Origin of the sequence: Paenibacillus sp. FSL R10-2796 (genome assembly GCF_037965315.1) — a bacterium.
Lineage (GTDB): Bacteria > Bacillota > Bacilli > Paenibacillales > Paenibacillaceae > Paenibacillus_AQ > Paenibacillus_AQ odorifer.
On the sequence record NZ_CP150178.1, the window covers coordinates 2,456,634 to 2,482,483 of the forward strand.

Below are 25,850 nucleotides of genomic sequence, written 5' to 3' on the forward strand. Positions count from 1 at the left end.
CGCTTTGACGCAAATCTCAACTTCAAATAATTGAAATCTATTACAATAAATAACCCATACCCATAGGCATAGCAGGGGTAATAGTTTGAACGGTTTTACCATCAATCCCGGTAAGAGTAATTTTTGTTATGAAAGAAGTTGCAGTAGGCCCGCTGAGATAATAATTTATTGCGGCAGAAGAATCTCTATGATACAGGGCAGTATAACTAAATTGTTTCGATGATCCCTGATTTATTGTTGCATTTGTTGTGGCACCAGTTGTTGAAGCATAGCTAAACGTAGGAATAGAATATGCACTAGCGCCGCTAACTGTACTAGTAATTAATGCTAAACTTTGATAAGAATCAGACTTGCTAGCTTCTTTTATAAACATAAAATCTACTGATTCGTACCAGTTCCAAGTATAACTCGCCGAAATATTTTTGACTGTAGTTGTTTTACTAAAGTTAGAATCAGAAATAAAGTTCTTTACCGCGTCATATATAGTTATGGTAGCACCTACATAACTATTAAATGAACCAAGAGTAGTTGTCGCAGCTGACACCAAAAGATTGGAAACCCCCGCTTGCAACGAATTTGAGTTTGAAAGAAACGTTACTCCCGTATTTTTGAGTGCAGAATTTTGAGCATTAGATTCTGCCGTTACATGTTGAACTTCATATGTAACCCCATTTTTGACCCAGTTAGACCGGAAACTAGACCAAACAATGTTTGTGCTCGCCGGTAAATCAACAAATGGTTGTATTTGTGAGCTGTCTGTTCCTAAGGATTTTTTTTGTGCTATTACAACTTGTGCTTCCTCTGGAGTTAAAAAATCTACCCCCAAAGATTCTAGTTCCTTCCCTAGCTTTTCATATTCTATTTCGTAGCCAGCCTTATGTTCTCCCAGTAGATCCGCTCTTTCTTGATAAATCTTACTAATCTGTGCTTCGACATCGTTGTTGTTGCTACTTGAAGCGCTTACAACACCTGTTGATCCAAGAAGTAAAGAACTAATCAGTACTAATGAGGCAATTTTTCGGAATATCATCATAATCCTCCTTTTTTACCAAAAATACTATATTTTGGCTCTTTATTAGTATATAAGATCTTATGAAAATCTGTCAATGATTAACATAATCGAATGAAGGAGAGATTCAGGAATGCGCTTCGAGAGTACCGTTCTTTCTTCATATAGAAGCTCCTTTAATTTAAAATGGTCTATATAATCCAGAGTGAAAGTAATGTAAAATTACCAATTGATACGGTAATAACAAAGGAAACTGGAGAAAAATCCGGTTGGAAGAACGGATATTTCCGTAGTCACGATCGTTAGCTGTTATAGCTGGCAATTCGAATGTTATAAAACTCACATTAACCTAAGCCATAAACCTATATAATCTCTAAGGTTGAACTTTTGAACTAAATTCATTATTTTTCAGGAGGACTTTAGAGTATGAGATATAAAGCATTAGAGCTCGACAAACCGCTTACTTATGAGCTGGAAGGGTTAGAAATAGGGGTAACTTCGAACTGTAATTTCCGCTGCGATTATTGCTGTGCATATAATAGAAATGATGGACAAAGCATCAAAGCAAAAGAGGTCATCCGCATTCTGGACGAACTTCCAGGCCTTAAAAGAGTACGCTTATCAGGTGGAGAAGTGACGCTGAAATTCGATGACTGTGTGGAAATTGTAACCTACTGCGCATCCAGAGGGATTCAGACACAGTTAAATTCCAACGGCAGTCTTTTAAATGCTGAACGAATTGGCCAATTGGTCTCCGCAGGATTAACGACTATACATATTTCCTTCAATTTTACTACTGCGGAAGCTTTCTCAAAATATTATAATATTCATCCAAGCATCTATGAAAAAATAAGAGAAAATATTACCCTATTCGCTGCAACAAGTGTGGATACCGTACTGGAGACGCTGCTGTTCAGTGAAACCCAGGATAATATGAAGGAGATCAGCGATCATGTCTACGCAATGGGCGTGCGCACACATGAAATTCAGAACAGTATTATCATGGATCATACGGGTTGGAAGTCTATAGCTGCACGGGAACAATTAAAGAATGCAGTGAGCGAGCTGATCGCACGGAAGAAAGAAGATACGATTCTGTATTTCACCTGTATGGACCGCTTTATGGACGCCCTTGGGTTCGAAGAGCAGCCGGGTGTGTATTTTCCTCACTGTATTGAGGGGAAGAAGCAGCTTCATCTGCATGGAAATGGCGACATTTTGATTTCAGAGCTTTGCCATCCGGTGATTATCGGCAACATTTATCAAGGAACTTCACTAAAAGATTTATACAATAATATGCCAGCGCCATTGGCACAGTTTTTGGATAAGCAACCCTGCCCAGCACTGGATGCATTGTTTCCACAAGGCATAGAAGTTTAACACTCTATATAGATTAATTCGAGGGACCAATTTAAGAATTGGTTCCTATTTTTTTATGGTAGACTTAATAAAAAACAAAGATAAGGGATGTATGAGCTTCATACATAAGGTGTACTGCCAAGTGTTTGCTAATATAAGAAATGGACTCATCAAATCTAATGTTGTTCTAGAAAAGATTATGCCGTTATTAACACCCACGGCCATCGTGGTCGGCGTACTTAACGAAAGCAGACTGCTGCCGTTCACAGGTCTCGTGCCCTGGATTTTTGCTGTAATGACGCTGATCGGTAGCTTGAAGTCCAACCTAAAGGATCTGTTGGGGGTACTTCTGAAACCTCAGAAGCTGATTATTCTAATGGTAATTTTACATATTGTAATGCCGCTGATCGGCTGGCTTGCAGCCATGGCTTTTTTTCCGGGAGATCCATATACAGTAACTGGTTATGTATTGTTGTTCGCGATTCCTACAGGTGTTGTAAGTGTGGTATGGGTGTCGATGTACGGAGGGAATATTGCGCTGACATTGGCGCTTATTCTGATTGATACGCTCTTGTCGCCCATTGTTGTCCCGGGTACCTTATATTTGCTGATGGGAGCGAGTGTTGAAATTCAGCTAGGCGATATGATGAAAGGGCTGCTATGGATGGTAGTCATTCCTTCTGTAGTTGGGATGCTGCTGAATCAATGGACAAAAGGGAAAGTAAATACGGTATGTGGTCCGCCGCTTGCTCCGTTTGTTAAAGTCGGATTGTTTGTAGTTGTTTCTATTAATGGGGCCAGCATTGCCCGTTATCTGAAACATCCGGATGGCAAATTAGCGATCATTATTGGAGTGACCTTCATAACCGTTGTGCTTGGCTATGTGATCGGAGCTTTGGTGTCACGCCGTTTCCGCTTTAGTTATGAAGATTCCGTTGCGGTGCAGTTTAATTCGGGTATGCGGAATTTAAGTGCAGGAGCTGTATTAGCGGTGAAATATTTTCCTCCTGCTGTTGCGCTTCCAGTAATTTCGGGGATGTTATTCCAACAAATACTCGCTGCGATGTCTGGTCTATTTTTACGTAGTAGAACTAAACGACTGTTAAGTGAGGGTGCATTAATGCAAGCGAATACGGTCTCTCAGCTAGAACCACCTAGTTCTTCTAGGACAGATGACAGGCCTTGTTAACCATCTTGTGAAGGATATATGACCTAAAAGCTGTGATATTTTATTCATTTACATGAAAATTTTCGACATTTTATGATATATTTCTTATTTTTGCGCGATTTATATTCACTATTCAACTTTGCCACCCGATAGTAATTGTATTATTTACAATTTCATTGTTCGCAAATGAACAAGCAGTCGGAAGGATGAAAAGAATATGAAGATTCGCCTAAAGTTATCACTTGTTATGATAGGTGTGACCCTTTTATGTATTTCTGTAATGGGGATATTTACGTATTTGAAATCAACTCAGGCGATTGTGAATCTTACTGAGAATTCTATGAAGCAGGTCAATACGAACAAAGCTCAGACTATATCAGCCATGATAGCAAAAGAGCGGAGAAGCACAGAGCTTATTGCGAGCCGTTCGGAAATTGTTGATCTACTGCTGCAAGCTGGGAATGGTGGAGTTAACAAAGGAGATAAGCTTCAGAATGAGGTGAACGCCAGTCTACAAAGCATTGTGGAGGAAGCAGGAAACCTTGAGCACATTCTAGTCAGTGATATGAAAGGTATTAGTGTGGCTGACAGTGATACTAAGCTTATAGGGACAGATTTTAGTGAAAGAGATTATACGAAAAGAGTAATGGAGACGGCTGAGCCTGTGATCAGTGAAACGCTGAAATCAAAATCTACAGGAGCTTATGTAGTGGCTTTTGTACAGCCCGTAAAGAGTAATGGAAAGATGATTGGATTTATTGCATCAGCTGTTTCCGCAGATAGTATGATTAAGTATTTGGCCGATACCAAAGTGGTAAACACGACGAGCTCTTACGCTTATTTACTGGATGAGAACGGCAATAAATTATATTATCCGGATAAAACACAAATTGGTCAGCCTATTGAGAATACGCAGATCGCAGCTGTTATGGAGCGTGTGAAATCTGGTGAGAAGGTAGCGGATGGCCTGCTCAATAATACATATAATGGTGTGGAAAAAAAATCAACCTATACAGTTTTATCTGAGACGCACTGGTTGCTTGTATTAACCGCAGACCTCGATGAAATCGTGAAACCTGTCACTGATATGAGAAATTTCAACTTATTTCTTGGTGTGGGAAGTTTGATTATTGCCTTGCTGATTGCTCTTTATTTTGCTAAAAAAATCTCTTCTCCGATTGTTAAACTAACGGACATGATTAATAAAACGGCAGAATTGAATTTGACGCATGACTCAGAGTATGAGTATTTGACTAAAAACAAAGATGAGACAGGGACGATCGCCAAAGCGATGTTCAGCACCCGGGCTACACTTCGTGAGATGGCTGGAAGTTTAATTACGATCTCGTCCAAAGTGCTTGAAAATGCAGAAACGCTGGAGAAGCTGTCTATAGATGTGCGGGAAAATGCCCACGATAATTCAGCGACTACGCAGCAGCTATCGGCAGGTATGGAAGAGACCGCAGCCTCCACAGAGGAAATGACAGCAGCAATTACTGAAATTGATAACAATGTATCCGGGATCACCAATAATGTGAAGGAAGGCGCTGCCGTTTCTAGACAAATTAGTGAGCGGGCGCTGACTCTTCAGGATGAGGCAACAGAATCTACGACGAATGCTAAACAAATTTATGAATCCGTGCGAATCGATATGGAAAAAGCGATTGAGCAGTCGAGCGCGATTGCAGAGATTAATGTACTGACGGATACGATTCTATCCATTGCCAGTCAGACCAATCTGCTGGCCCTGAATGCAGCTATAGAAGCGGCAAGAGCGGGGGAGGCAGGTAAAGGTTTTGCGGTTGTAGCTGGTGAGATTCGGAAGTTGGCTGAGAAGTCGTCTAAGATTGCGGCCGGAATTCAAGGTGTGGTAACAGGTGTATATTCCTCTGTTGAATCCATGAAGGAGAATTCTGAGGCATTACTTTCTTTTATTGACCAGAATGTCCTAGCAGATTATGAACGATTAACTGAGGTAAGTCAGCAATACAACAGTGATGCTGCTACTGTAAATACGCTGTTAAAACAATTCGAGAGCGCAGCCGATCATTTGAGTATGGCCATATCGAGTATTAATATTGCCGTTAATGAGGTAGCTGCTACAGTAAACGAAGGAGCTATAGGGATTCAGGATATCGCGGTGAAAACGGCGGATATCGTGGAAAAAACATTCCTAGAGGTTACTATGGCCGATGAAAATACTCAAAGTGCCAAAGAGCTTCAGGGGTTAGTAGATAAGTTTAAGATCTAGGGGTTTGAAATGAATTAAGGGAATCCTTATCTCTTTTTCATAAAATATTAAGCTTGCAGGGTTATAGTACATGTATAACCTCCCTTATATATAGACTTTACCCCGCCGGTCGCCGGCGGGGTCTTTTTTTATGCAGATCTTTTTAGGAGGATATCAGGCAGCAGTTTAGCTAGTAATAAGGTAGATAGCTTCATCTAATGGAACTATAACCTCTGTTTGTTCCTTCATATCCTTCAGACGCACCTTATCCGCACTGGATTCACTCTCGCCGATCAGAATAACGTAACGTATATTTTGGGATGAGGCTGTGGCGAGTTGCTTTTTAAGTTTTCTTTTACCGGATACCAGACTGGTCCGGATAGAACAGGCACGGAGCTCGGCGGCTGCAATTAAAGCCTGTGGGAGCGTCTCGCCAACCGGAATGACCATAACCTCTGCTGTCTTGCGCTCTTGGATAGGACGTTCTGCAAGGAGCGCCATGATAGACTCCATACCAAAAGATAAGCCAACCGTAGGATATTGAATATCCTCTCTGCCCACTAGCTGTCCGATGATAGCGTCATATCTGCCTCCACCACCCAAGCTTGAGGTAAAGGAACCGGATGCATCAAAGATCTCGTAGACGGTTCCAGTGTAGAAAGAAAGCCCGCGGGATAAGAAGGGATCGAAACGGCAAGTCTGCTGCAGCTGAATGTCTTGGAGCAGCTTTTGCAGGACAAGAACCTCCATTGCTCCCGGTTGTCCGGTAAGACTATATTTTTCGCATAACTGCTCAAAGCTTGGATTGTCCATTTCAATAAGCTCTAGAATATCAGCGATGGTTGCAGATTCGATTTCCTTGCTGATCAATTCATTTTTCACGCCGACGAGGTTGATTTTTTCTAATTTATCCAAGGTTAGCATAACGGACAGTTGGTCCTCGGCAGGTACACCAATCGATTCCAGGATCTCACCGAGAAAACGTCTGTTGTTCCATTTTAGGATGATCGGGATGTCCAGCTTGCGAAAAGCTTCTGTGGCCAGCTGCATCAATTCAGCTTCCGCCTCAGGTCCTGAAATACCAACAACATCAACATCGCATTGCAGAAATTCACGCAGGCGCCCACGTTTCACGGGACCATCACGGAATACTTTTCCGATCTCATAACGCTTGAAGGGAAACACTATTCCAGGATTTAAGGCGATCACTTTGGCAAAAGGGATGGTCAGATCATATCGTAAGCCCAGCTTGCGGTTTCCTTGATCGGTGAGTTGGTACATCTCCTTGAGAATTTCATCCCCACCTGCATATTTCGAGGTTAATAACTCCAGTTCATTTAATAATGTGGTGTCCATGGATTCAAAATCATAGAGTTCGAACAAATCCTGCAGCGTATTTTGAATGTTCTTTCTGAGCGCCTGCTCTTTTCCGAAGTAATCATAAGTTCCTTTAATGTTTTGCATCGTTAGTAGCTCCTTTGAATTGGCATAGTTTAGAAATAAAAAAACGCGCAGGACCTCATGGTCCTGCGCGTGATCTATGCCGCAGGGAGGCCAACGCGAGTAGCGTTAGCCTCCCTGAGAATTTCAGGGTTGCTAACGCTGTTTGTGATAATAATGAAGTTGATTCAGCATGATTGTTATGGTGTTCATCAGAATCAATTCCCTTCGACATTTTGATTACTGCCGATTATAGCGGATCATTTGGAGCCGTGCAAGTAAGAATTTGTTATAACAAAGATTTTTAGTAGGCGAATGGACAGGCAATCAGCTATAATAGGGCTTCGATATTTCATAGGTGAGGGGAGCTTGTTGACGATGAATCAACCTTTAATAATAGCCCGGGCGGAAGAATTTGTGAAAGAACAACTAGGACAAGATACTACGGGGCATGACTGGTGGCACACCCATCGGGTCCGCAGCACGGCATGTGAAATTGCTGAGATCGAGCGTGCGGATGTTTTTATCTGTACGATGGCAGCCTTGCTGCATGATGTTGCAGATGAGAAGCTTAATCCGTCAAAAGAAGCAGGTCTGCTTAAAGTCCACACTTGGCTTACGGCAAACCTTACAGAGGAGGAGCAAATTCGTCATATCATGCTGATCGTTGAAACGATGTCTTTTAGTGGTGGTGGAGGAGAACCTATGCAGACTCTGGAAGGTCAAGTGGTGCAGGATGCAGATCGACTAGATGCACTTGGCGCGATTGGCGTTGCCAGAACCTTTATTTTCTCAGGCGCAAAGGGACGTCCGGCTTATGATCCGGAAGTTTCTCCACGCGAGGAGTCGCTGCAGAAGGAATACAGGGATTATAGCAAAGGGACGGCTGTGAATCATTTTTATGAGAAGCTGTTGAAACTAAAATTCTTAATGAATACGGCTTATGGACGCAAGTTAGCGGAAGAACGGCATGATTTCATGTTGAATTTTCTGGACCAGTTCTATAAGGAATGGAATCAAGGACGCCAATAACTGCTATAATGATAAGTATGCACAAGATGGAAGGATCGCGGAGTTTCCGCTTTAACCAGAACAATCGGCATAGAAGAGGTTGAACGATGAGTGAATTGCAATTTAGAGATTATGAGTTAGACGAAGAGATAATTAAAGCACTGGATGTTCTGAAATTTATGACACCTACGGAGGTACAGAGCAAGGTAATTCCTGTGGCTTTGCGGCAAAAGGATCTGATTGTGAAATCGCAAACAGGCAGTGGCAAGACGGGAGCTTATGGTATTCCGCTTTGCGATCTGGTGGATTGGGTGGAGAATAAGCCGCAGGCTTTGATTCTTACGCCAACTCGGGAGCTTGCGATGCAGGTGAAAGAGGATATTACGAACATCGGACGTTTTAAACGGATTAAAGCAGTTGCTCTCTTCGGCAAGCAGCCCTTTGCCCCTCAAAAGATAGAGCTTACGCAAAAAACACATGTTGTCGTAGGTACGCCTGGACGCGTATTTGACCATATTGAAAGAGGCACACTTCCGCTAAATCGAATCAAATATTTGATCATCGATGAAGCTGACGAAATGCTGAGCATGGGCTTTATTGAGCAGATCGAGAAGATCATTAAGCAGCTGCCCAAAGAGCGAGTAACGATGTTATTCTCAGCTACCTTACCCGAAGTCATTAAGAATTTGTGCCTAAAATATATGAGCGATCCAACAGATATCGAGATTCAGGCAAGTGGAATTACGACGGCTACGATTGAACATGCGTTGATTGAAGTGAGACAAGCTGCCAAATTCTCTTTGCTAAGCGATATCATAACGGTGGAGAATCCGGATAGCTGTATTATTTTTTGCCGTACGCAGGAGCAGGTGAATGCTGTATTCAGAGGACTGGCGGATCTGGAATATCCTTGTGATAAGATCCACGGGGGTATGGAGCAGGATGAGCGCTTTGAGGTCATGAATGCTTTTAAAAGAGGGCAATTCCGCTATTTAATCGCTACCGATGTGGCGGCTAGAGGGATTGATATCGAGAATATCACCCATGTGATTAATTACGATATACCACTGGAAAAAGAAAGCTACGTGCATCGTACAGGCAGAACCGCGCGTGCAGGCAAGACAGGTAAAGCGATCACTTTTGTCACTCCGAATGAGCAGAAGTGGGTAACTGAAATCGAAAGCTATATTGGCTTCAGCATTCCGCATATGAAAGCTCCTTCGGACGACGCAGTGGCCTACGCAAAGGAAGCGTTCGAGCAGAAGATCAATAAGCAGCCTGTCCGCAAGAAGGACAAAAGCGAAAGCTTAAACAAAGAGATTATGAAGCTATACTTCAACGGCGGCAAGAAAAAGAAGCTAAGAGCCGTCGATTTTGTCGGCACAATAGCAAAGCTTGAAGGTATTTCCGCCGAAGATATCGGGATTATCTCGATTCAGGACAATGTGACCTATGTGGATATTTTGAACGGTAAAGGCGCAATGGTGCTGCAAGCGATGAGAGAGACCACCGTGAAGGGCAAGCAGCTGAAGGTTCATATTGCGAAAAAATAAGTCAAGGATGACAGCTTATTGCTAAGCTCCTTGCAAATATGCCGCTACTGATGCGGTTTATATGAAGAGGGAGTCGTGTTCACCACACGGCTCTCTTTTTATTTGTTGTTGTATCTCAGTATCTCCATTTTTTCATTGTAAAATTATAGAAAATAGAATATAACTTGTGAGAGGTGATAGATTGAAAGGTGAATTAAGAAGCACAAGGATGAAAGTACTCCTACAAGTCACCATTGTTGTTTTCTTGCATTTAATTATTATCTACCTTTTGGGAATGAAAACGGGGAAGTTGGAAGTAGAAGTAGTAAAACAAATGTTTATAATGTATGCAGCCCCAATAATTCTCCTGAATGTGTCTTGCAAGATAGCTTTAAAGACGGAAAAGCTTAGGTACAACATTTCTTGGTTAGTTATTAGTATTGTTCCTAGCATGAGAATTCTATTTTATTTAAAAGAATTACAAGGAAAAGAGTCAAGTGGTTCAGGGGTTGTTGGTTTAAGTTTTTTTGATATTAAGCCTGACTTTGATCAGATAAGTCTTATCTATTTTTTTCCTATAATATATTTAGGTATTCAACTAGTTTTGATTTTTTTACTACTGATCATGATAGTAACGAAAGAAGAATCAATAGCTGACTAGCATAATGTTCTTGTACATACCAGGAATGCCGAAATGAACGGTAAAAATCCCGTACAATGCGCTGATCCTGCTGGAAACGCCGAAATGAACGGTAAAAATCCCGTACAATGCGCTGATCCCGCTGGAAACGTCCAAATGAATGGTATAATTCCCGTACAATGCGTTGATCCAGCTGGAAGTGGCGAAATGTACGGTAGAACTCCCGTACAATGTGCTGATCCTGCTGGAAACGTCCAAATGAACGGTATAAATCCCGTACAATGCGCTGATCCAGCTGGAAGTGGCGAAATGAACGGTAGAACTCCCGTACAATGCGCTGATCCTGCTGGAAACGCCGAAATGTACGGTAGAAATCCCGTACAATGCGTTGAACCAGCTGGAAATACCGAATTGTACGGGAAAAATCCCGTACATTCAGTCAGCATGTTATGTAACCCAAGAGACAACACCATAATGGTGTCGTCTCTTGGGTTTTTTCGACGCTAAACGGATCTGATAACGCAGATCCGTTCAGCTTAAGTAAGATAAGATCGAAAATAATTAATTTTAGTTCCATAAATGGAAACAAATGTGATATTATGGCGATATAGAGCCCATACTTCACGGATGACCTGCCTAGCTTGGTTCCTCCTGAGGATAGGCTCTGATTTTTTTATGAGGAAGGTGGTGTGGCCCGAGCGGTATCGGGGACAGGAAGAAACGAAGCCATAAGGTTCGAACCTAACTCAGAAGGGAGAATCGAAGCGATGAAAAAAGGAACTTTTTTGAAAGCGCTTAATTTTGTTTTGGTTTTATGTTTGCTTGTACCTGCGTATTGGGCTGCACCCGCACATGCGGAGAACACGCTTATTCAGCAAAGCGATTTTGAAGATGGCACTGTTCAGGGTTGGAGTGGACGTGGGGAAGTTGAGGTGCTTACAGCCAAAACAGATGCGGCACGCAGCGGCACATATGGCCTGGGGGTAAGCGGCCGAACAAAAACGTGGCATGGACCTTCACTGGATGTGACTAGCCAGCTGGAAGTGGGACAAACTTATGTGTTTATTGGATGGGTGAAGCTGCCTGCCGGATCATCTAACGCGAATATCTATATGTCACTGCAGCGGACATTACCTGCTACCATTCATTATGACAATTTGACCTTTGGAGCAGTGACAGCGAACGGTTGGGTGAAGCTTCAGGCGCAGTACAAGCTATTGGAGCCGGCAGATCAACTTTCTATTTATTTTGAAGTGCCGGGTAGCGCGACAACTTCTTTTTATTTGGATGATTTTCGATTGGAAAAGCTACTGGATCTCGGTCCAATTGTCATCGAGGATGCAATTCCTTCGCTGAAGGATGTGTTTGCAAACAAATTTCTGATCGGCTCGGCGTTTACGAATAGTGAGCTGCTGACAGCTCCGGATCGGCAATTGTTGGACAAGCATTTTGATAGTGTAACGCCAGGAAATGTTCTGAAATGGGATAGCACGGAGCCGCAGGAAGGTGTGTTTAATTTCGCTGAAGCTGACACGGCAGTAGCTTTTGCTACCGCAAATGGGCAGCAGGTACGTGGACATACCCTGGTCTGGCATTCGCAGACACCGGATTGGGTGTTCCGTGACGCCAGCGGTAATTTGGTCTCCAAAACGGTGTTATATGAGCGGATGAAGAGTCATATTAAGACCGTTATGGAACGTTATAAAGGTGAAATCTATGCTTGGGATGTCGTCAACGAAGTGATTGACACTTCACAATCGGATGGCATGCGCCGCAGCCTGTGGTACCAGATCGCGGGTGAAGAGTATATTGAGAAGGCGTTCCAGTTCGCTCATGAAGCTGATCCTAATGCAAAACTGTTCATCAATGACTACAATACGCATGAGCCAGCCAAAAGCCAGGCGCTATACAATCTGATTGTACGACTTCAGGCCAAAGGGGTTCCTATTGACGGAGTAGGGCATCAAACGCACATCAGCTTGTATTATCCTTCGCTCTCTGAAATCGAGAATTCGATTATCAAATTCAAGGCTTTAGGGCTGGAAACTCATATTACTGAGCTGGATATTAGTGTGTATTCTGATAATTCTCAAGCCTATGAGATCTTCCCTGATAATTTGAAGCAGCGCCAAGCGGCTTTATACAAATCATTATTTGAGATCTTCCTGCGGCACACGGATACGGTCACGAATGTCACTCTCTGGGGGAAGGATGACAGTAATACTTGGTTGCGCACTTATCCGGTAGCCCGTAACAATTGGCCTTTATTGTTCGATGAGCGCCTTCAATCTAAGCCGGCCTACTGGTCTGTATTGGAGACAGTGGCAGCTCCCGTAGTTCCAGCAGCTCCTGCTAACTTGAATGCAGCTGTAGGCAATGGGCTCGTGAATCTTAGCTGGAGCACCTCGGCGGGCGCGACTTCCTATACGGTGAAACGGTCACTTACGAGTGGTGGCCCTTATACCACTCTGACTACGGCTACCGGGACGAGCTATAGCGATGCGGCGGTTAGCAACGGAACGACTTATTATTATGTTGTGAATGCTGTCAATAGTGCGGGTACGAGCAGCAATTCTGTACAAGCGATGGCTACACCGCAAGGCTCGGGGCCTGTCGAACCGGTCACCGGGCTTGCAGTGGCGTATCGGACAGCGGATACTAACCCAAATGACAACCAGATGAAGCCCTATTTTAATATTAAAAATAACGGCACAACTGCAGTCGATCTTAGCGAGCTGAGCATCCGTTACTGGTATACGATCGATGGAGACAAGCCGCAATCCTTTTTCTGTGATTATGCCCAGATCGGCAACAGCAAGGTAGCAGGCAGCTTTGTAAAGCTGGACACGCCTCGAACGGGAGCAGATTACTATTTGGAAGTGAAATTCAACGCAGGTGCGGGCATGCTTGCCGCTGGAGGAACTTCCGGGGATATTCAGACCCGGATACACAAGACAGATTGGAGCAATTTTAACGAGGCCAATGATTATTCGTTTAATTCACTTCAGACCGCTTATGCGGATTGGAACAAGGTGACCCTTTATCGGAACGGAGTGCTGGTATGGGGAACAGAGCCGCAATAGCGAAACTAGGGGAACTGAGCTTTAATTGTGCCGTTTTTAATTTTTAGGGAAAACCTCCCTGAGAATAGTTGATTTATGCTGGTTACTTAGCTTTTCAGAGAAATCCTCCCTAAATATCGCCTGAATTCCACTATTATGAGTAAATTGGGGTGAATTGCGGGAGGTTTTCCCTGATTGCAGGGGTTAGAGCAATAAACCAAAGAAAATCAGGGAGGAATTCCTTAATCAAGCATCACGTTTGCTGCAAATAGAGGAGTTACGTGAAAAAGCAAGCCTAGTCGCCAAAAACATGGTGACTAGGCTTGCTTCATTTTTGCCCAGCTGTGGCAAATTACTTTTTAAAAGTTATATTGTGCCTGATGCAGACGGCTGTAAATTCCCCCAGCATGGACTAGTTCTTCATGTCTGCCTTGTTCAGCGATTCCTTCTTCATTCACGACCATAATCCGGTCGGCATTTTTGATTGTCGTCAAACGGTGAGCGATGACGAGTGTGGTTCTGCCTACGGACAGATCAGCCAGGGATTGCTGAATCGCGGCTTCGGTCTCTGTGTCCAGCGCGGAAGTAGCTTCATCCAGAATCAGAATCGGCGGATTCTTGAGGAACATGCGAGCGATAGCCAGGCGCTGCTTTTGTCCACCGGACAATTTCACACCGCGCTCCCCGATGACTGTCTCCATTCCATCTGGCAGATTCTGAATGAGCTCCTCCAGATGAGCACGTCGCGCAGCTTCCCATATTTCAGGCAGCTTTGCATCCAGTTTCCCATAGGCGATATTCTCGCGAATTGTCCCGGAGAACAGGAAAACATCCTGCTGCACGATCCCGATTTGTTTGCGCAGCGATTCCAGCTTCATGTCACGGATATCGATGCCATCAATCGTGATGGCCCCGGCTGTGACATCATAGAAGCGCGGAAGCAGGCTGCAGATTGTTGTTTTGCCTGCGCCGGACGGCCCAACAAAGGCAATGGTTTCGCCAGCCTTTACGTTAAGGCTTATATTTTGCAGAACCGGACGATTCTCTTCGTATCCAAAAGATACATCCTGGAATGTAATATCACCGCGCAAAGCGTTGATCTCCACGGCATCCGGTTTGTCACTGATGTCAGGTTCCGTGTCAATGATCTCCAGATAACGTCTGAAGCCGGCAATTCCTTTAGGATAACTTTCGATCACGGCATTGATTTTCTCGATAGGACGGAAGAAGATATTCGACAACAAGATAAACGCCACAAATTCACCGATTTGCAGCTCACCATTGATGAAGAACCATGCGCCGCAGATCATCACCAGGATGGTAATGAGGCGGGTCATCATATAGCTGACGGACAAGCTTCTAGCCATGATTTTATAAGCCATAAGTTTTGTTTTGCGGAACATTTGATTATCTACTGCGAATAGCTCTTGTTCATGCTGCTCATTGGCAAAAGATTGCACGACCCGAATCCCGCCGACATTGTCTTCGATACGGGCATTGAAACTGCCTACATTTCCAAATAGCTGGCGATAAGTTGAAGTCATATTGCGGCCGAAGTAGATGATTACCCAAGCCATAATTGGAACGATAATAAAAGTAATAATCGCCAGCTTAAGATTAATATCAGCCATTAGGAGAAAGGCTCCGACAAGGGTCATGATTGCAATAAATACATCCTCAGGACCGTGATGCGCCACTTCGCCGATATCATTTAAGTCATTGGTGATTCTTCCGATTAGATGGCCTGTTTTATTATTATCAAAGAATCGGAACGAGAGTTTCTGAATATGGTCAAACATTTTTTTGCGCATATCAGTTTCGATATTTATGCCCAGCATATGACCCCAGTAAGTGACAATATACTGCATCACCGTATTTAAGGCGTAAATCGCCAGCAGCGCAACACAAGCGATAAGAATAAGCGGCCAATCTTGACCAGGAAGCAAATCATCAATAAATTTATTGACGGCTACCGGAAAAGCCAGTTCTAGCAGTCCCGCAAAAACAGCGCAGGAGAAATCCAATATAAATAGTTTTCTATACGGACGATAGTAGGAAAAAAACCTTCGAAGCATTCTGTTCACTCTTTTCTGTGGTTTAAATATGAGTTCAAATGAAATTGATTCTCAACTACCCGATGATATGGATACTAAAGATGGTCAGCGGTTTTGTCAATAATTCGGGTATAAAATTACTTAAGGGTTGTAACTTCTAATAGAATAGTAGATGATGGTTCATAGTGTTTAAAATATTTCAAATCCTTGACAAGCTCTGTGCTTGGCGGGGTTATTTGTTTGTAATTTAGGAGGATACACGATGAAAGCTTCACAAAGCGAAGGACACATTCAGAATAATAGCTTAATGGACAGCAAGTATGATCGCTGGCTGCTTGTGCTGGGAATTATTTTTATCGCTGCAGCGCTGCGGGCTCCATTTACTTCTGTGGGTCCATTAATACAATTGATTCAGGATGACCTCGGCTTATCCAATACTCTAGCAGGAGCTATTACTACTTTACCATTATTGGCTTTTGCCATCTTGTCCCCGTTTGCTCCAAAGCTGGCCCGCCGTTTTGGTTTAGCTAATGTGTTATTAGTTGCCATGGTCATGCTGGCTATGGGAATTCTAATTCGCTCGGGATCTGGAGCAGGTCTGTTGTTCACAGGTACTGCTATACTTGGATTATCCATTGCCGTGTGTAATGTACTGCTTCCAGGTCTTATTAAGGGGAAGTTTCCTCACAAAATCGGGCTAATGACAGGTATCTACACGGTTTCTATGAATTTATGCGCAGCTATTGCCTCAGGAATTAGTGTACCGCTGGCAACGAATGCTGGATTCGGTTGGAGAGGGACCTTGGCCATCTGGTTTATGATCGCAGCTCTAGCAACAGTGTTCTGGATTCCGCAAATGCGTAAGCTTAATCAAGGAACCGGCTCTAAGAGTGCAGCCTCAAGCAAAAATATGTGGCGTTCATCTCTTGCTTGGAAAGTCACGATCTTTATGGGCTTACAGTCACTGCTTTATTACGTCTTTATTGCCTGGTTTTCGGTTCTTCTCGGTGAACGGGGAATGTCGTCGAGTAATGCGGGTTGGTTTCTCTCGCTCATGCAATTGGCACAGCTACCCTTTACTTTCTTCGTACCGCTGTGGGCAGGCCGGATGAAGAACCAACGTATTCTAGTTATAATCACTGCTGTTCTTTATTTCATCGCATTAGGTGGCATCTGGCAAGGCAGCGGCGCTTTAATGGCTGTCTGGGCGGTATGCTTTGGTATTGCCGGAGGATTTGCCTTCGGTCTTGCGATGATGTTCTTCAGTCTAAGAACAAGAAGCACGCAAGAAGCGGCGGAGCTGTCAGGAATGGCCCAATCTGTGGGTTATGTACTGGCAGCAATGGGACCGGCATTATTCGGCTGGCTGCATGATGTAACGAACAGCTGGACGGTGCCATTGATTTTACTGCTGGGTGCAAGTGTGCTCTTGATGGTTGTGGGACTTGGCGCTGGCAGTGATCGGTACGTTGGAGATAGAAAATAGGATCCCGTGTAAAAAGAGTGTGCTAGCGCGTGTTAAGCGCCAGTGCACTCTTTTTTTGGCTATTGAACATGAGAAGTATTTCTTATCTATTCTAGCTTCGTTTGTAAGCAACAATCCGGATTCTGCGATAATCCATTACCCAGCGGCCGTCCTGATATAGCTTGGATTTCAATTTCTGTTCCATAGAAGAGAGAACTTCTGCGCGTTCGGTGGGTGTGAGCACGCTTAAGATTCCATCGGCAAAAGTATTCAGCCACCGCTGAAATCCTTGCTCCAAGCCTTCCAGTGGTGTTGGCCGGTCAAAACAAAGAGCGAGGTCCACGGTCAGTCCGTGCTTCTCTAGTAGAGTTGCATACTCGCCAACGCTTGGAAAGTACCAGGGCAAATGCAGCTTATGACTACAGCCAATGGCTGCAAAAGCTTGTGGAAGGCCAGCGACGATGGAAGCAATATTACCCAGTCCACCGAACTCGGCCACGAAACGGCCGCCTACCCGCAGGCTGGCCACGATGGACGCCGCCGCTCCGTTTGCGTCTGTTAGCCAGTGAAGGGCAGCGTTGCTGAACACAGCATCGACTGGCTGTTCCGCGACATAAGTTTGCCCATCAGCTAAGACAAAGCTTAGATGGGGATGTTTGTCACGGGCTGTCTGAATCATTTCGGCAGAGGCATCAATACCTGTCACAGTGGCGCCCCTAGCAGCAATGGCTGCCGCCAAATCCCCGGTTCCACAGCCCCAATCGATAATCTGTTCGCCTGGCTGTGGGTGAAGCAGCTCAATTAATGATTCTCCAAACTGAGACACAAAGGCCATATCAGTATCATAGGTTTGGGTATTCCACTGCTGGTTCATAAGTATTCATCCTTTCTATTGATCGATTATTCCGACATCTCCGTCATAGCGCCTTACTTTATCTATGTTGTACCATAGGAGGCTTTATAATAGAAATATATAAACTGAATAATATTGATTGGTTGTGCCTATGAGTCTATATGAAGCCTATTTCAATAACACAAAAACCTTGCGTTTTAAATGCAGAGGGAGTATAGTATTATGTACAGGCGGTTTTGGTCGCCAGTTACATAATATGCGGTCATGGCGGAATTGGCAGACGCGCTGGCTTCAGGTGCCAGTGGTAGCAATATCGTGGAGGTTCGAGTCCTCTTGACCGCATCCTACCAACAAAAACAGGTTTCTGATTTACCTATTCAGGTAGATTGGAAACCTGTTTTTTTATTGAATCAGGTTCGAGTTCTTCTTCGAAAAAATACTTACTTAGCTAAGTATTGATATTCATCGATTACTATGTTATTATTTTCACAATCTTAAGGAGGAGGTAATACATATGTTAACTACTTTTAAAGCGACAGCTAAAAAACTGCCTAATGGAATGCAAGTTGAAACCAATTCTAGAGGTTTTAAGATTATTATGGACGAACCAGAGGATTTGGGGGGGACCGATGTTGGTTTGAATCCCGTCGAGGCGTTATTGTGTGCCTTTGGTGCATGTCAGTCCATTGTCGCTAGTGCCTTTGCAGACGCTAACGATTTTAGCTTCGAAGAATTTTATGTTGAACTTGAAGGAGACTTAGATCCGGATGGTTTCATGGGTCTTGCAGATGTGAGAAATGGTTTCCAAGAAATTCGTTTTGTTATGCATTTTAAAACCAACGAAAGCCAAGAAAAGGCAGATGCTTTTGCAGACTTTATCGAAAAGACATGTCCTGTTGGAGATTGTCTTGCTAACGGTGTGAAGCTGGTAAAAGCAGGCGTAGTCATTCACTAATACATTCGCTTGAGGGGGCTCTTTATGAGTCCCCTCAAGGATATGAGGAGCATAACGATGGAAATAAAAATGTCTATGATTCCAGGTGGCAAAAAGGGGAAAGCAGGCAAGATAAATGTAAATATCGGAGACAAGATATCTGCAGGAGATACCTTGGTACAGATTGAAACTGGAAAAGGCAACAGATCGATTGAAGCGGCAGAAGAGGGTATTATTATCAATATATTATTTGAAGAGGGGGGCGAGATTGCCTCAAATCAAGTCTTATTTGAAGTAAATCCAATCCAGGTGGAGGCTCCGGTCCAATTATCTGTCCCACAACCTGCAGTCGCCGTGCAACAAACTCATGCTATAAACCCTGACTTGCTTATCATTGGAGCAGGACCAGGAGGTTACGTTGCCGCTATTTATGCAGCAAAAAAAGGACTTCAGGTAGCGATGATTGAGAAAGAAGAATTAGGAGGTACCTGCTTAAATGTTGGCTGTATCCCTACAAAATCTTTAGTCAAATCATCTGAAATCTGTCATGAAATAAAAAACTCCTCTTTGTTTGGTATAACAACAGGATCTGATCTTCAAGTGGATATGAAGCAGGTTATTCGTCGTAAAAATGAAGTCAAAGAGAAATTGGTCTCCGGCGTTGGTTATTTAATGGAAAAAAACGGTGTTCAGGTTGTTCGCGGCCACGCTTCGTTCCTATCGGCGCATGAAGTGAAGGTAACCGGCGAAAATAGTTACCGTATTTCAGCAAAAAATATCATTGTGGCAACAGGCTCGAGGATTTCCAAGGTGAATATCCCAGGAATTGATCTGCCATTTGTAATGAACAGTACTGAAGCGCTCGCCTGCGAAGAGTTACCAAAGGTAATAACTATCATCGGTGGCGGGGTTATCGGCATGGAATTCGCCTTCATTTACCGTAACCTAGGAGTTGAAGTTCATGTTGTAGAATTTATGGACCGTCTGCTAACGATGCTGGACAGTGATATTTCGGTAGAAATTATGTGTTTAGCTCAGCGGGCTGGGATTCATATTCATACCAACTCCAAAGTTTCCAAAATCCAACGTGCGGATGATGGTCAGGCGATTGTAACCTATGAGAATAGTGAGGGTGAGCATTTGCTAGTTAGTGAAAAAGTATTGGTCGCTATTGGACGCGAGCCTAACCTAGAGGGTCTGGATATCGAAAAAGCAGGTATTCAACTAAATGAACGTGGTAAAGGTATTGCCGTTGATAAACAAATGCGTACAAATGTAGAAAATGTGTATGCGATTGGCGATGTAACTAACATTATTCAGCTTGCTCATGTTGCTTCACATCAGGGCATTACGGCTGTAAACACCTTACTCGGTGAATCCCAAGATATGCATTATTCCGCGGTACCGAATGTAATTTTCACCTCTCCAGAGATTGCCAGCGTCGGGCTGTTGGAAGATGAATGTAAGGAGAATGGGCTGGACTATCGTGTGAGTAAGGTATCTTTTGCAAGTAACGGAAAAGCATTGACAATGAATGAACCGGAAGGTTTTATCAAATTAATCAAAGATAATGGCTCCGGACAGATTGTGGGAGGGTCTATCATTGGTCCCGATGCGTCTTCTCTGATTAGTAGTCTTACACTTGCGATTGCCAATGGGCTTACGGAACAACAGATTACACAGACAATCTTTGCCCATCCAACTACTGGGGAAGTAATTCATGAAGCTGCATTCGGTTTAGGAATTGGGGCGTTGCATCAAGGATAAGTTGTTCTAAGTATCTCGGGAGACGGATCCTGCTGCAGCCTAAATAAATGAACTATGTGATCACTTGAAAAGTATGTTCAGCTTCCTTAATATATTTTGCTATAATAAATTAGAAAAGAGTTGATTATTTTAAGATAAAACAGTTGGGATTGGTTGGTGTAAACATTGTTTAATTTAGATGACTGTATGGCCTTTATTGCAAACCGTAGTGCAAAAATATTCGCGGAAGCCTTGGAAAAGGAATTTCGGCCGTATAATATGACCCGGAGCCAATGGATTGCGATGTATTACATCTATACCAGTGAATCCATTACCCAGAGAGAACTAGCAGATAAAATGTCTATAAAAGAGCCCAGCGTAGTCAGGCTGCTTCAAAAATTAGAATCTGAGGGGTTCTTGCATCGCTCTGGTACCCATGCGGATAAGCGAGTCAAGCAGTTGGAATTGTCAGATAAGGGAGTACAGATCTATCTCGATTTACTGCCGGTTGCCGAAAAGTTTAAAGATGATACGATCACCAATATTTCCGAACAGGATCTTCAAACGTTTAAAAATGTATTAGGTGTCATGGTTCAAAATGCCTCAAAAGAGAGACCATAAAAAACTATGCAGAACAAAATAAAGAATAGGTCAGGTTGGGTATGTTCCTTTTTTACATATCTTATCTGGCCTATTTTTTGTATAGACTTTTGTAGTTTTAGAATCTGTACGAACAGTGTCAGCTAACGGACCGTATGGCCGCTATTATTGATTTTTGGCACATTTTACAGAGGTTTCGGACTGCATAGCGCTTATTGCTAAGGAATCGTGTGAAAAGCGAGTGTTTGGAGACGAATAGCTGCATCTGAGTCCGAATGTAAGCTGAAACACGCTATTTTTCGGAAATAGCGGCATCTCAGTCCGATACTTCATAATGAGAAAGGAATAGGTGCCACGGTGGGAGTATCTAGCTGTTGAGTAGCCCCCCAACAAATCCGTCCTAGCTAAGTGCTAGGCGTTTTTTTGTTGCGTTCATGATCGCTGCGATGAAAAAAAATGGGTGTTTTTGTATTGACAATTATATCGGCTTCCGTAATAATGATATTACGGAAGCCGATATATCGACAACAGTAATAGAATGGGGATGAAATGATGCCTGAAAGCACAGAAAGAGGCGCATTAACTGAAGCTGTATTTTATATCTTATTGTCTCTATATACAGCAATGCACGGATACGCAATTATGCAGAATGTGAAGGACTTAAGTAACGGTCGGGTTGATCTGGGCGCGGGCACTTTATACGGAGCACTTAACACTTTACTGGAAAAAGGCTGGATAAAAGCAGTGGAAGGGGAGCAAGGTTCCCGTAGAAAAGAATACGAAATTACCGGCTTAGGAAAGTCAGTGATTCAGGGAGAGATCATCCGTCTGGAAGAATTGATAGCGAATGGGAAGAGAATAGCTGGAGGTGAGTCCAAATGAAACATGTGGTTCGCAAGCTAATTTGGGATTATGAGAAGGAAGAAAAGTGGCTTAATGAAATGTCTGCGAAGGGGATGGCTCTATCAGAATTATCTTGGTGCAAATATGTGTTTACAGAGACCCCCAATAATGAGTACACGTATAGAATTGAGCTTTTAGATAACTTGCCGGATCATCCGGATAGCATCAAATATATCAAGTTTTTAGAGGAAAACGGTATAGATTGTGTAAGTACTTACATGCGCTGGGTTTACCTTAGAAAGAAGTCAGTGGAAGGTCCGTTTGATATTTACACAGATCTGGAATCCAGAATAAAACACTATAAGCGAATCAACAGGTTATGGAAATCTGTAATGTGGCTAGAGTTGATTTTAGGCCTATTTAATGTGATGATTGGTGTAATAAATTATTCTTTTTCATCACAGAATCTCAGCATGGTAAACGTAATAATGGGCGGAATGTTGATTTTGTTAGGTCTTGTTTTTTTAATTATTGGTGCACCTATCCGGAAGAAAATTAAGAAGCTTCAGCTGGAAAATTTGATAATAGAATAGGACTTTAGAGTTGTAACATGCACACACGGCAAGTTTCCTTTTCAGAGGGAGACTTGCTGTTTATTTTTGCGGAGTTTTACTGCGAAAGTTACCAGTCTATCATTTAGGACTCAACTATCAAGCTTATTTACCGAAAAAAAGGTATACTGAAATTATTACAAGTTTGTTAATATAGTCCCCCATTTTCAAAAGAGGAGGCTTACAGGTGTCTGATTTTCTTTTTAAACAGCTATACTTACGGTCTTCTATCGGGATTGCGGTAGTCTCTCCGAAGGACGGGACGTTATTACAATCGAATCCTGCGCTATGCCAAATGTTTGGTTATGCAGAAGAAGATCTTTTGAATATAAATTATCTGGATCTTGTGTATCCGGAAGATAAAACTAATAACGATCATTCCGTTATCCTGAACGATTTGCTAGCTGAGCCTGGGACTGTATTGGAGAAAGAACGGCGGTTCTTGCGTAAGGATGGAGAAATCATCTGGGTAGCCCAACATATATTTTTAATCTATCAGGAGAATTCCAGTGAACCCTATGTCCTGATTTCTGAGTTAACGGATATCACTGACCGAAAACTTGCTGAACAAAAGATTCATGAAGATGAGCAGTTATATAATTTGATTACGAAAAACACACCGGATATGATTTCTTTTGGCGATCCTGACGGGACACTGCACTACGTATCTCCCTCAGTGGAGCTGCTATTAGGTTATTCTGCACAAGAAATGATAGGTACCAAAAGACCCGAGTATTATCACGTAGATGATGCTCTAGAGATGATTGAACAAGGTAAGATATATTCCGATACGGACGTATTTACTCGTAGAGCCCGTCATAAAGATGGACATTATTTGTGGATAGAGAGTTCTTCCCAAGTGGTACGTGATGAGCAGGGGAACGTTAAACAAATATTAACCATTGGTCGCGATATTACTCAGCGCAAGAAATACGAGGATATGCTGGCTAAAGCGCAACACCTTGCGAAGATGGGATCCTGGGAATGGGACATGACAAAATCACGGCTGACGGTTTCCAGAGAGATGCGTAATATTTTTGGCTTTTTGGAAGATGAGAGCAATCATTCTTATTTTGATTACAGACGTGTTTTTGCTTGCATTGATCCTGACGATTTCATCAGACTTGAACGGTTAGTACATCAATCCATGGAGAATGGGACTAATGGCGAAGTAACGGTCCGTATTCATAGTGCGGATGGAGAACTGAAATTTCTGGATGCGCACTGGGAAGTGATTACGGATGAAGAAGGAAGACTGCTGCAGATCAGCGGGATAGCCCAGGATGTCACCGAACGTCAACGAATGGAAGAACAACTGCGGGAAAGTGAGCAGAACTATCGTCTGATCTCAGAAAATTCTATGGACTTCATTTCACGTAATGCAGCGGACGGGAGCTTTACCTATCTGTATGCCTCACCCATCTGCCAGACTATGTTTGGCTATGCACCAGAAGAAATGTGCGGAACTAGAGGGATTGATTACATACATCCGGAGGACAGAATCAAATTAACTTCATATCTCAGCAATTGTATGGAGGGGAAGAAGCTTGAGCCTGTTATTCTCCGGTTTATTTGCAAAGACGGAACCTGTATTTGGACAGAAACGACACTGCGGTATATTTACTCTGAGACCTGCGGGAATCAAGAGCTTGTCTGTGTAACCCGCGACATTGGGGAACGTACGCGTCATTTTGAAGAAATACAGAAATTAAGTAACGAGTATGCGCTGATCTTGAATTCGGTCTCTGAGGGCATATTTGGGATGAACCTTGAAGGCAACACGATGTTCATTAATCCAGCAGCCATTACTATGTTGGGTTTCGATCCTACTGAGTGGGGAAACAGCAAATTTCATGCGATTCACCAAACCTGGCTGGATAACGAGTCTTTTACAGGAATTCAGAAGACGCTGCTTCCTTCGCGCTCCAATAATCTCACTATTGAAGATAGGGAGGGTGTGTTTTGGAGGCAGGATGGTTCAAGCTTTTTAGTCAGATATCGAATGACCCCACTGTTTGATGGTGATGAACGGATTGGGGCGGTTGTCGTCTTTCGTGATATCACGGAGGAGAAGGAGATTGTGCGGGCGAAGGAGTCTGCCGAGGAAGCGGACCGGGCAAAATCGGAGTTCCTAGCGATCATGAGCCATGAGCTGCGTACGCCTATGAACGGTATTATTGGGATGGCTGATCTTTTATCGGGGACGGAGCTGGATGAAGAGCAAAGCTACTACACGCAGATCATTAACAAAAGCGGAGAGGCATTGCTTCATATTCTGAATGAAGTGCTGGATTTCAGCAAAATTGAAGCAGGCATGATGACGCTTGAACTGCAAATGGTGGATTTGCATGAAGTGATACAGAACGTTTGTGAACTGTTTTATCCGAAGGTTAAGGAAAAAGGGCTTTTACTTACTAGCGAGTTATCTCCTGAGCTTCCAGCCGTCATCATGACTGATGGGGCGAGATTGCGTCAAATTCTCGTAAATCTGGTTGGGAACGCAGTGAAATTTACGGAGACAGGTGAAATCAGTATCTCTGTTATGCTAGAAGCCTCAGAGGCATCCGGAAATCTTATCGTGAAATTTGTCGTAAAAGATACTGGGTTGGGGATTCCAGTTTCCAGCCAAGGTCTATTATTTCAATCCTTCTCGCAATTGCATCCGTCGATCAATCGTAAATATGGCGGAACAGGGCTTGGACTTGCCATTAGTAAAAAGCTGGCCGAGCTTCTTGGCGGATCTATCGGTGTCAATAGCTGTGAGGATGAAGGCTCGGAGTTTTATTTTACAGTGGAGGTTTCTCTACCCAAAGAGGAATGGGATCAGAAATTGACCGTCAACGCCTCAACGGATTTGGTCAGAAATGATAAATCCACTGTTAAAGAGTTAACTACCGGTGAATATGGACCGATGTCCATTCTTATTGCTGAAGATCATCCTGTGAATCAGCAGCTTATGCAGGCGTATCTGAAAAAGAGGGGATATGTTCCAGACATCGCCTTAAATGGTGAGGAAGCAGTTCGGGCTGTGCTTTCCAATCATTATGATCTGGTATTTATGGATATTCAGATGCCTATTATGGATGGAATAGAAGCAACAGGAATCATACGTGAGAAGCTTGGGCTGAATCCAATCATCATTGCGGCTACAGCCTTTGCCAGAGATGAAGATAAGATGATGTGTCTTAGTGCTGGAATGCAGGATTTCATTTCTAAACCCATCTCGATAAAAGAGCTCGACCGGGTATTAAGAGAGTGGTCTGCCCAAATTCGTTTAGGTGAGCATCATTGAC

Annotated in this window: 19 protein-coding genes and 1 tRNA gene; 15 read left to right on the top strand and 5 right to left on the bottom strand. The window is 43.3% G+C overall.

All coding sequences use genetic code 11. The features are described from left to right. Positions 1 to 40: 40 nt before the first annotated feature. A complete protein-coding gene (locus NST58_RS10870) occupies positions 41 to 1,033 on the bottom strand; it encodes a hypothetical protein (RefSeq protein ID WP_339247713.1) in 993 nt (330 codons plus the stop codon). Positions 1,034 to 1,435: 402 nt separating this feature from the next. On the opposite strand from NST58_RS10870, the gene NST58_RS10875 reads away from it, so the two are divergent. The 3 genes from NST58_RS10875 to NST58_RS10885 all read left to right on the top strand — a co-directional run bounded on the left by NST58_RS10875 (position 1,436) and on the right by NST58_RS10885 (position 5,787). Beyond that, a complete protein-coding gene (locus tag NST58_RS10875; RefSeq protein ID WP_038569765.1) occupies positions 1,436 to 2,389 on the top strand; it encodes a radical SAM protein in 954 nt (317 codons plus the stop codon). Positions 2,390 to 2,510: 121 nt separating this feature from the next. Continuing rightward, entirely contained in the window at positions 2,511 to 3,557 is a 1,047-nt protein-coding gene (locus NST58_RS10880; protein ID WP_076276373.1) for a bile acid:sodium symporter family protein, read from the top strand. Between the two features lie 196 nt (positions 3,558 to 3,753). Next, positions 3,754 to 5,787 carry a methyl-accepting chemotaxis protein gene (locus tag NST58_RS10885; RefSeq protein ID WP_076219368.1) on the top strand — a complete coding sequence of 678 codons (2,034 nt, stop codon included), beginning with the start codon at positions 3,754 to 3,756 and terminating at the stop codon, positions 5,785 to 5,787. 165 nt (positions 5,788 to 5,952) lie between these two features. On the opposite strand, the gene NST58_RS10890 is transcribed toward NST58_RS10885, so the two are convergent. Beyond that, positions 5,953 to 7,230 carry a histidine--tRNA ligase gene (locus tag NST58_RS10890; protein WP_339247717.1) on the bottom strand — a complete coding sequence of 426 codons (1,278 nt, stop codon included), beginning with the start codon at positions 7,228 to 7,230 and terminating at the stop codon, positions 5,953 to 5,955. Between the two features lie 354 nt (positions 7,231 to 7,584). Between NST58_RS10890 and NST58_RS10895 the strand changes: the two genes are divergently transcribed. The 3 genes from NST58_RS10895 to NST58_RS10905 all read left to right on the top strand — a co-directional run bounded on the left by NST58_RS10895 (position 7,585) and on the right by NST58_RS10905 (position 10,410). Next, complete coding sequence (locus NST58_RS10895) at positions 7,585 to 8,238, top strand: HD domain-containing protein (protein ID WP_076184328.1); 654 nt, start codon at positions 7,585 to 7,587, stop codon at positions 8,236 to 8,238. 86 nt (positions 8,239 to 8,324) lie between these two features. Beyond that, entirely contained in the window at positions 8,325 to 9,770 is a 1,446-nt protein-coding gene (locus NST58_RS10900; RefSeq protein WP_339247721.1) for a DEAD/DEAH box helicase, read from the top strand. 181 nt (positions 9,771 to 9,951) lie between these two features. Beyond that, on the top strand, positions 9,952 to 10,410 hold the full coding sequence (locus NST58_RS10905; protein WP_339247724.1) for a hypothetical protein: 459 nt from the start codon (positions 9,952 to 9,954) through the stop codon (positions 10,408 to 10,410). Here the strand turns inward: NST58_RS10905 and NST58_RS10910 are convergent. After that, positions 10,396 to 10,824, bottom strand: coding sequence for a hypothetical protein (locus NST58_RS10910; RefSeq protein ID WP_339247727.1), 429 nt, complete (start codon positions 10,822 to 10,824; stop codon positions 10,396 to 10,398). The genes NST58_RS10905 and NST58_RS10910 overlap by 15 nt on opposite strands. A 332-nt stretch (positions 10,825 to 11,156) precedes the next feature. On the opposite strand from NST58_RS10910, the gene NST58_RS10915 reads away from it, so the two are divergent. Continuing rightward, positions 11,157 to 13,472: an endo-1,4-beta-xylanase gene (locus NST58_RS10915; protein ID WP_339247729.1), complete on the top strand. Its 2,316-nt coding sequence runs from the start codon at positions 11,157 to 11,159 to the stop codon at positions 13,470 to 13,472. A 338-nt stretch (positions 13,473 to 13,810) separates the two neighbouring features. On the opposite strand, the gene NST58_RS10920 is transcribed toward NST58_RS10915, so the two are convergent. Beyond that, positions 13,811 to 15,526, bottom strand: a complete 1,716-nt coding sequence (locus tag NST58_RS10920) for an ABC transporter ATP-binding protein (protein ID WP_076125049.1) — start codon at positions 15,524 to 15,526, stop codon at positions 13,811 to 13,813. A 286-nt stretch (positions 15,527 to 15,812) separates the two neighbouring features. On the opposite strand from NST58_RS10920, the gene NST58_RS10925 reads away from it, so the two are divergent. Further along, on the top strand, positions 15,813 to 16,991 hold the full coding sequence (locus tag NST58_RS10925; protein WP_248549329.1) for an MFS transporter: 1,179 nt from the start codon (positions 15,813 to 15,815) through the stop codon (positions 16,989 to 16,991). Positions 16,992 to 17,082: 91 nt separating this feature from the next. Here NST58_RS10925 and NST58_RS10930 read toward each other — a convergent pair whose 3' ends face one another. Continuing rightward, on the bottom strand, positions 17,083 to 17,844 hold the full coding sequence (locus NST58_RS10930; RefSeq protein WP_076276366.1) for a methyltransferase domain-containing protein: 762 nt from the start codon (positions 17,842 to 17,844) through the stop codon (positions 17,083 to 17,085). Positions 17,845 to 18,081: 237 nt separating this feature from the next. On the opposite strand from NST58_RS10930, the gene NST58_RS10935 reads away from it, so the two are divergent. The 7 genes from NST58_RS10935 to NST58_RS10965 all read left to right on the top strand — a co-directional run bounded on the left by NST58_RS10935 (position 18,082) and on the right by NST58_RS10965 (position 25,849). Further along, positions 18,082 to 18,165 (top strand) — tRNA-Leu (locus NST58_RS10935). A 172-nt stretch (positions 18,166 to 18,337) separates the two neighbouring features. After that, on the top strand, positions 18,338 to 18,778 hold the full coding sequence (locus tag NST58_RS10940) for an OsmC family protein (protein ID WP_076125055.1): 441 nt from the start codon (positions 18,338 to 18,340) through the stop codon (positions 18,776 to 18,778). A 57-nt stretch (positions 18,779 to 18,835) separates the two neighbouring features. Next, a complete protein-coding gene (lpdA, locus tag NST58_RS10945; protein ID WP_339247733.1) occupies positions 18,836 to 20,524 on the top strand; it encodes a dihydrolipoyl dehydrogenase in 1,689 nt (562 codons plus the stop codon). Between the two features lie 186 nt (positions 20,525 to 20,710). Beyond that, positions 20,711 to 21,124: a MarR family transcriptional regulator gene (locus NST58_RS10950; RefSeq protein ID WP_256716516.1), complete on the top strand. Its 414-nt coding sequence runs from the start codon at positions 20,711 to 20,713 to the stop codon at positions 21,122 to 21,124. A gap of 531 nt (positions 21,125 to 21,655) precedes the next feature. Next, positions 21,656 to 21,985 (top strand): helix-turn-helix transcriptional regulator, encoded by a 330-nt coding sequence (locus NST58_RS10955; RefSeq protein ID WP_076133666.1) that lies wholly within the window; start codon positions 21,656 to 21,658, stop codon positions 21,983 to 21,985. Then, on the top strand, positions 21,982 to 22,539 hold the full coding sequence (locus NST58_RS10960; RefSeq protein ID WP_076280981.1) for a DUF2812 domain-containing protein: 558 nt from the start codon (positions 21,982 to 21,984) through the stop codon (positions 22,537 to 22,539). The genes NST58_RS10955 and NST58_RS10960 overlap by 4 nt, the downstream gene beginning before the upstream one ends. 205 nt (positions 22,540 to 22,744) lie before the next feature. After that, positions 22,745 to 25,849: a PAS domain S-box protein gene (locus NST58_RS10965; protein WP_339247737.1), complete on the top strand. Its 3,105-nt coding sequence runs from the start codon at positions 22,745 to 22,747 to the stop codon at positions 25,847 to 25,849. Position 25,850: the final 1 nt, after the last annotated feature.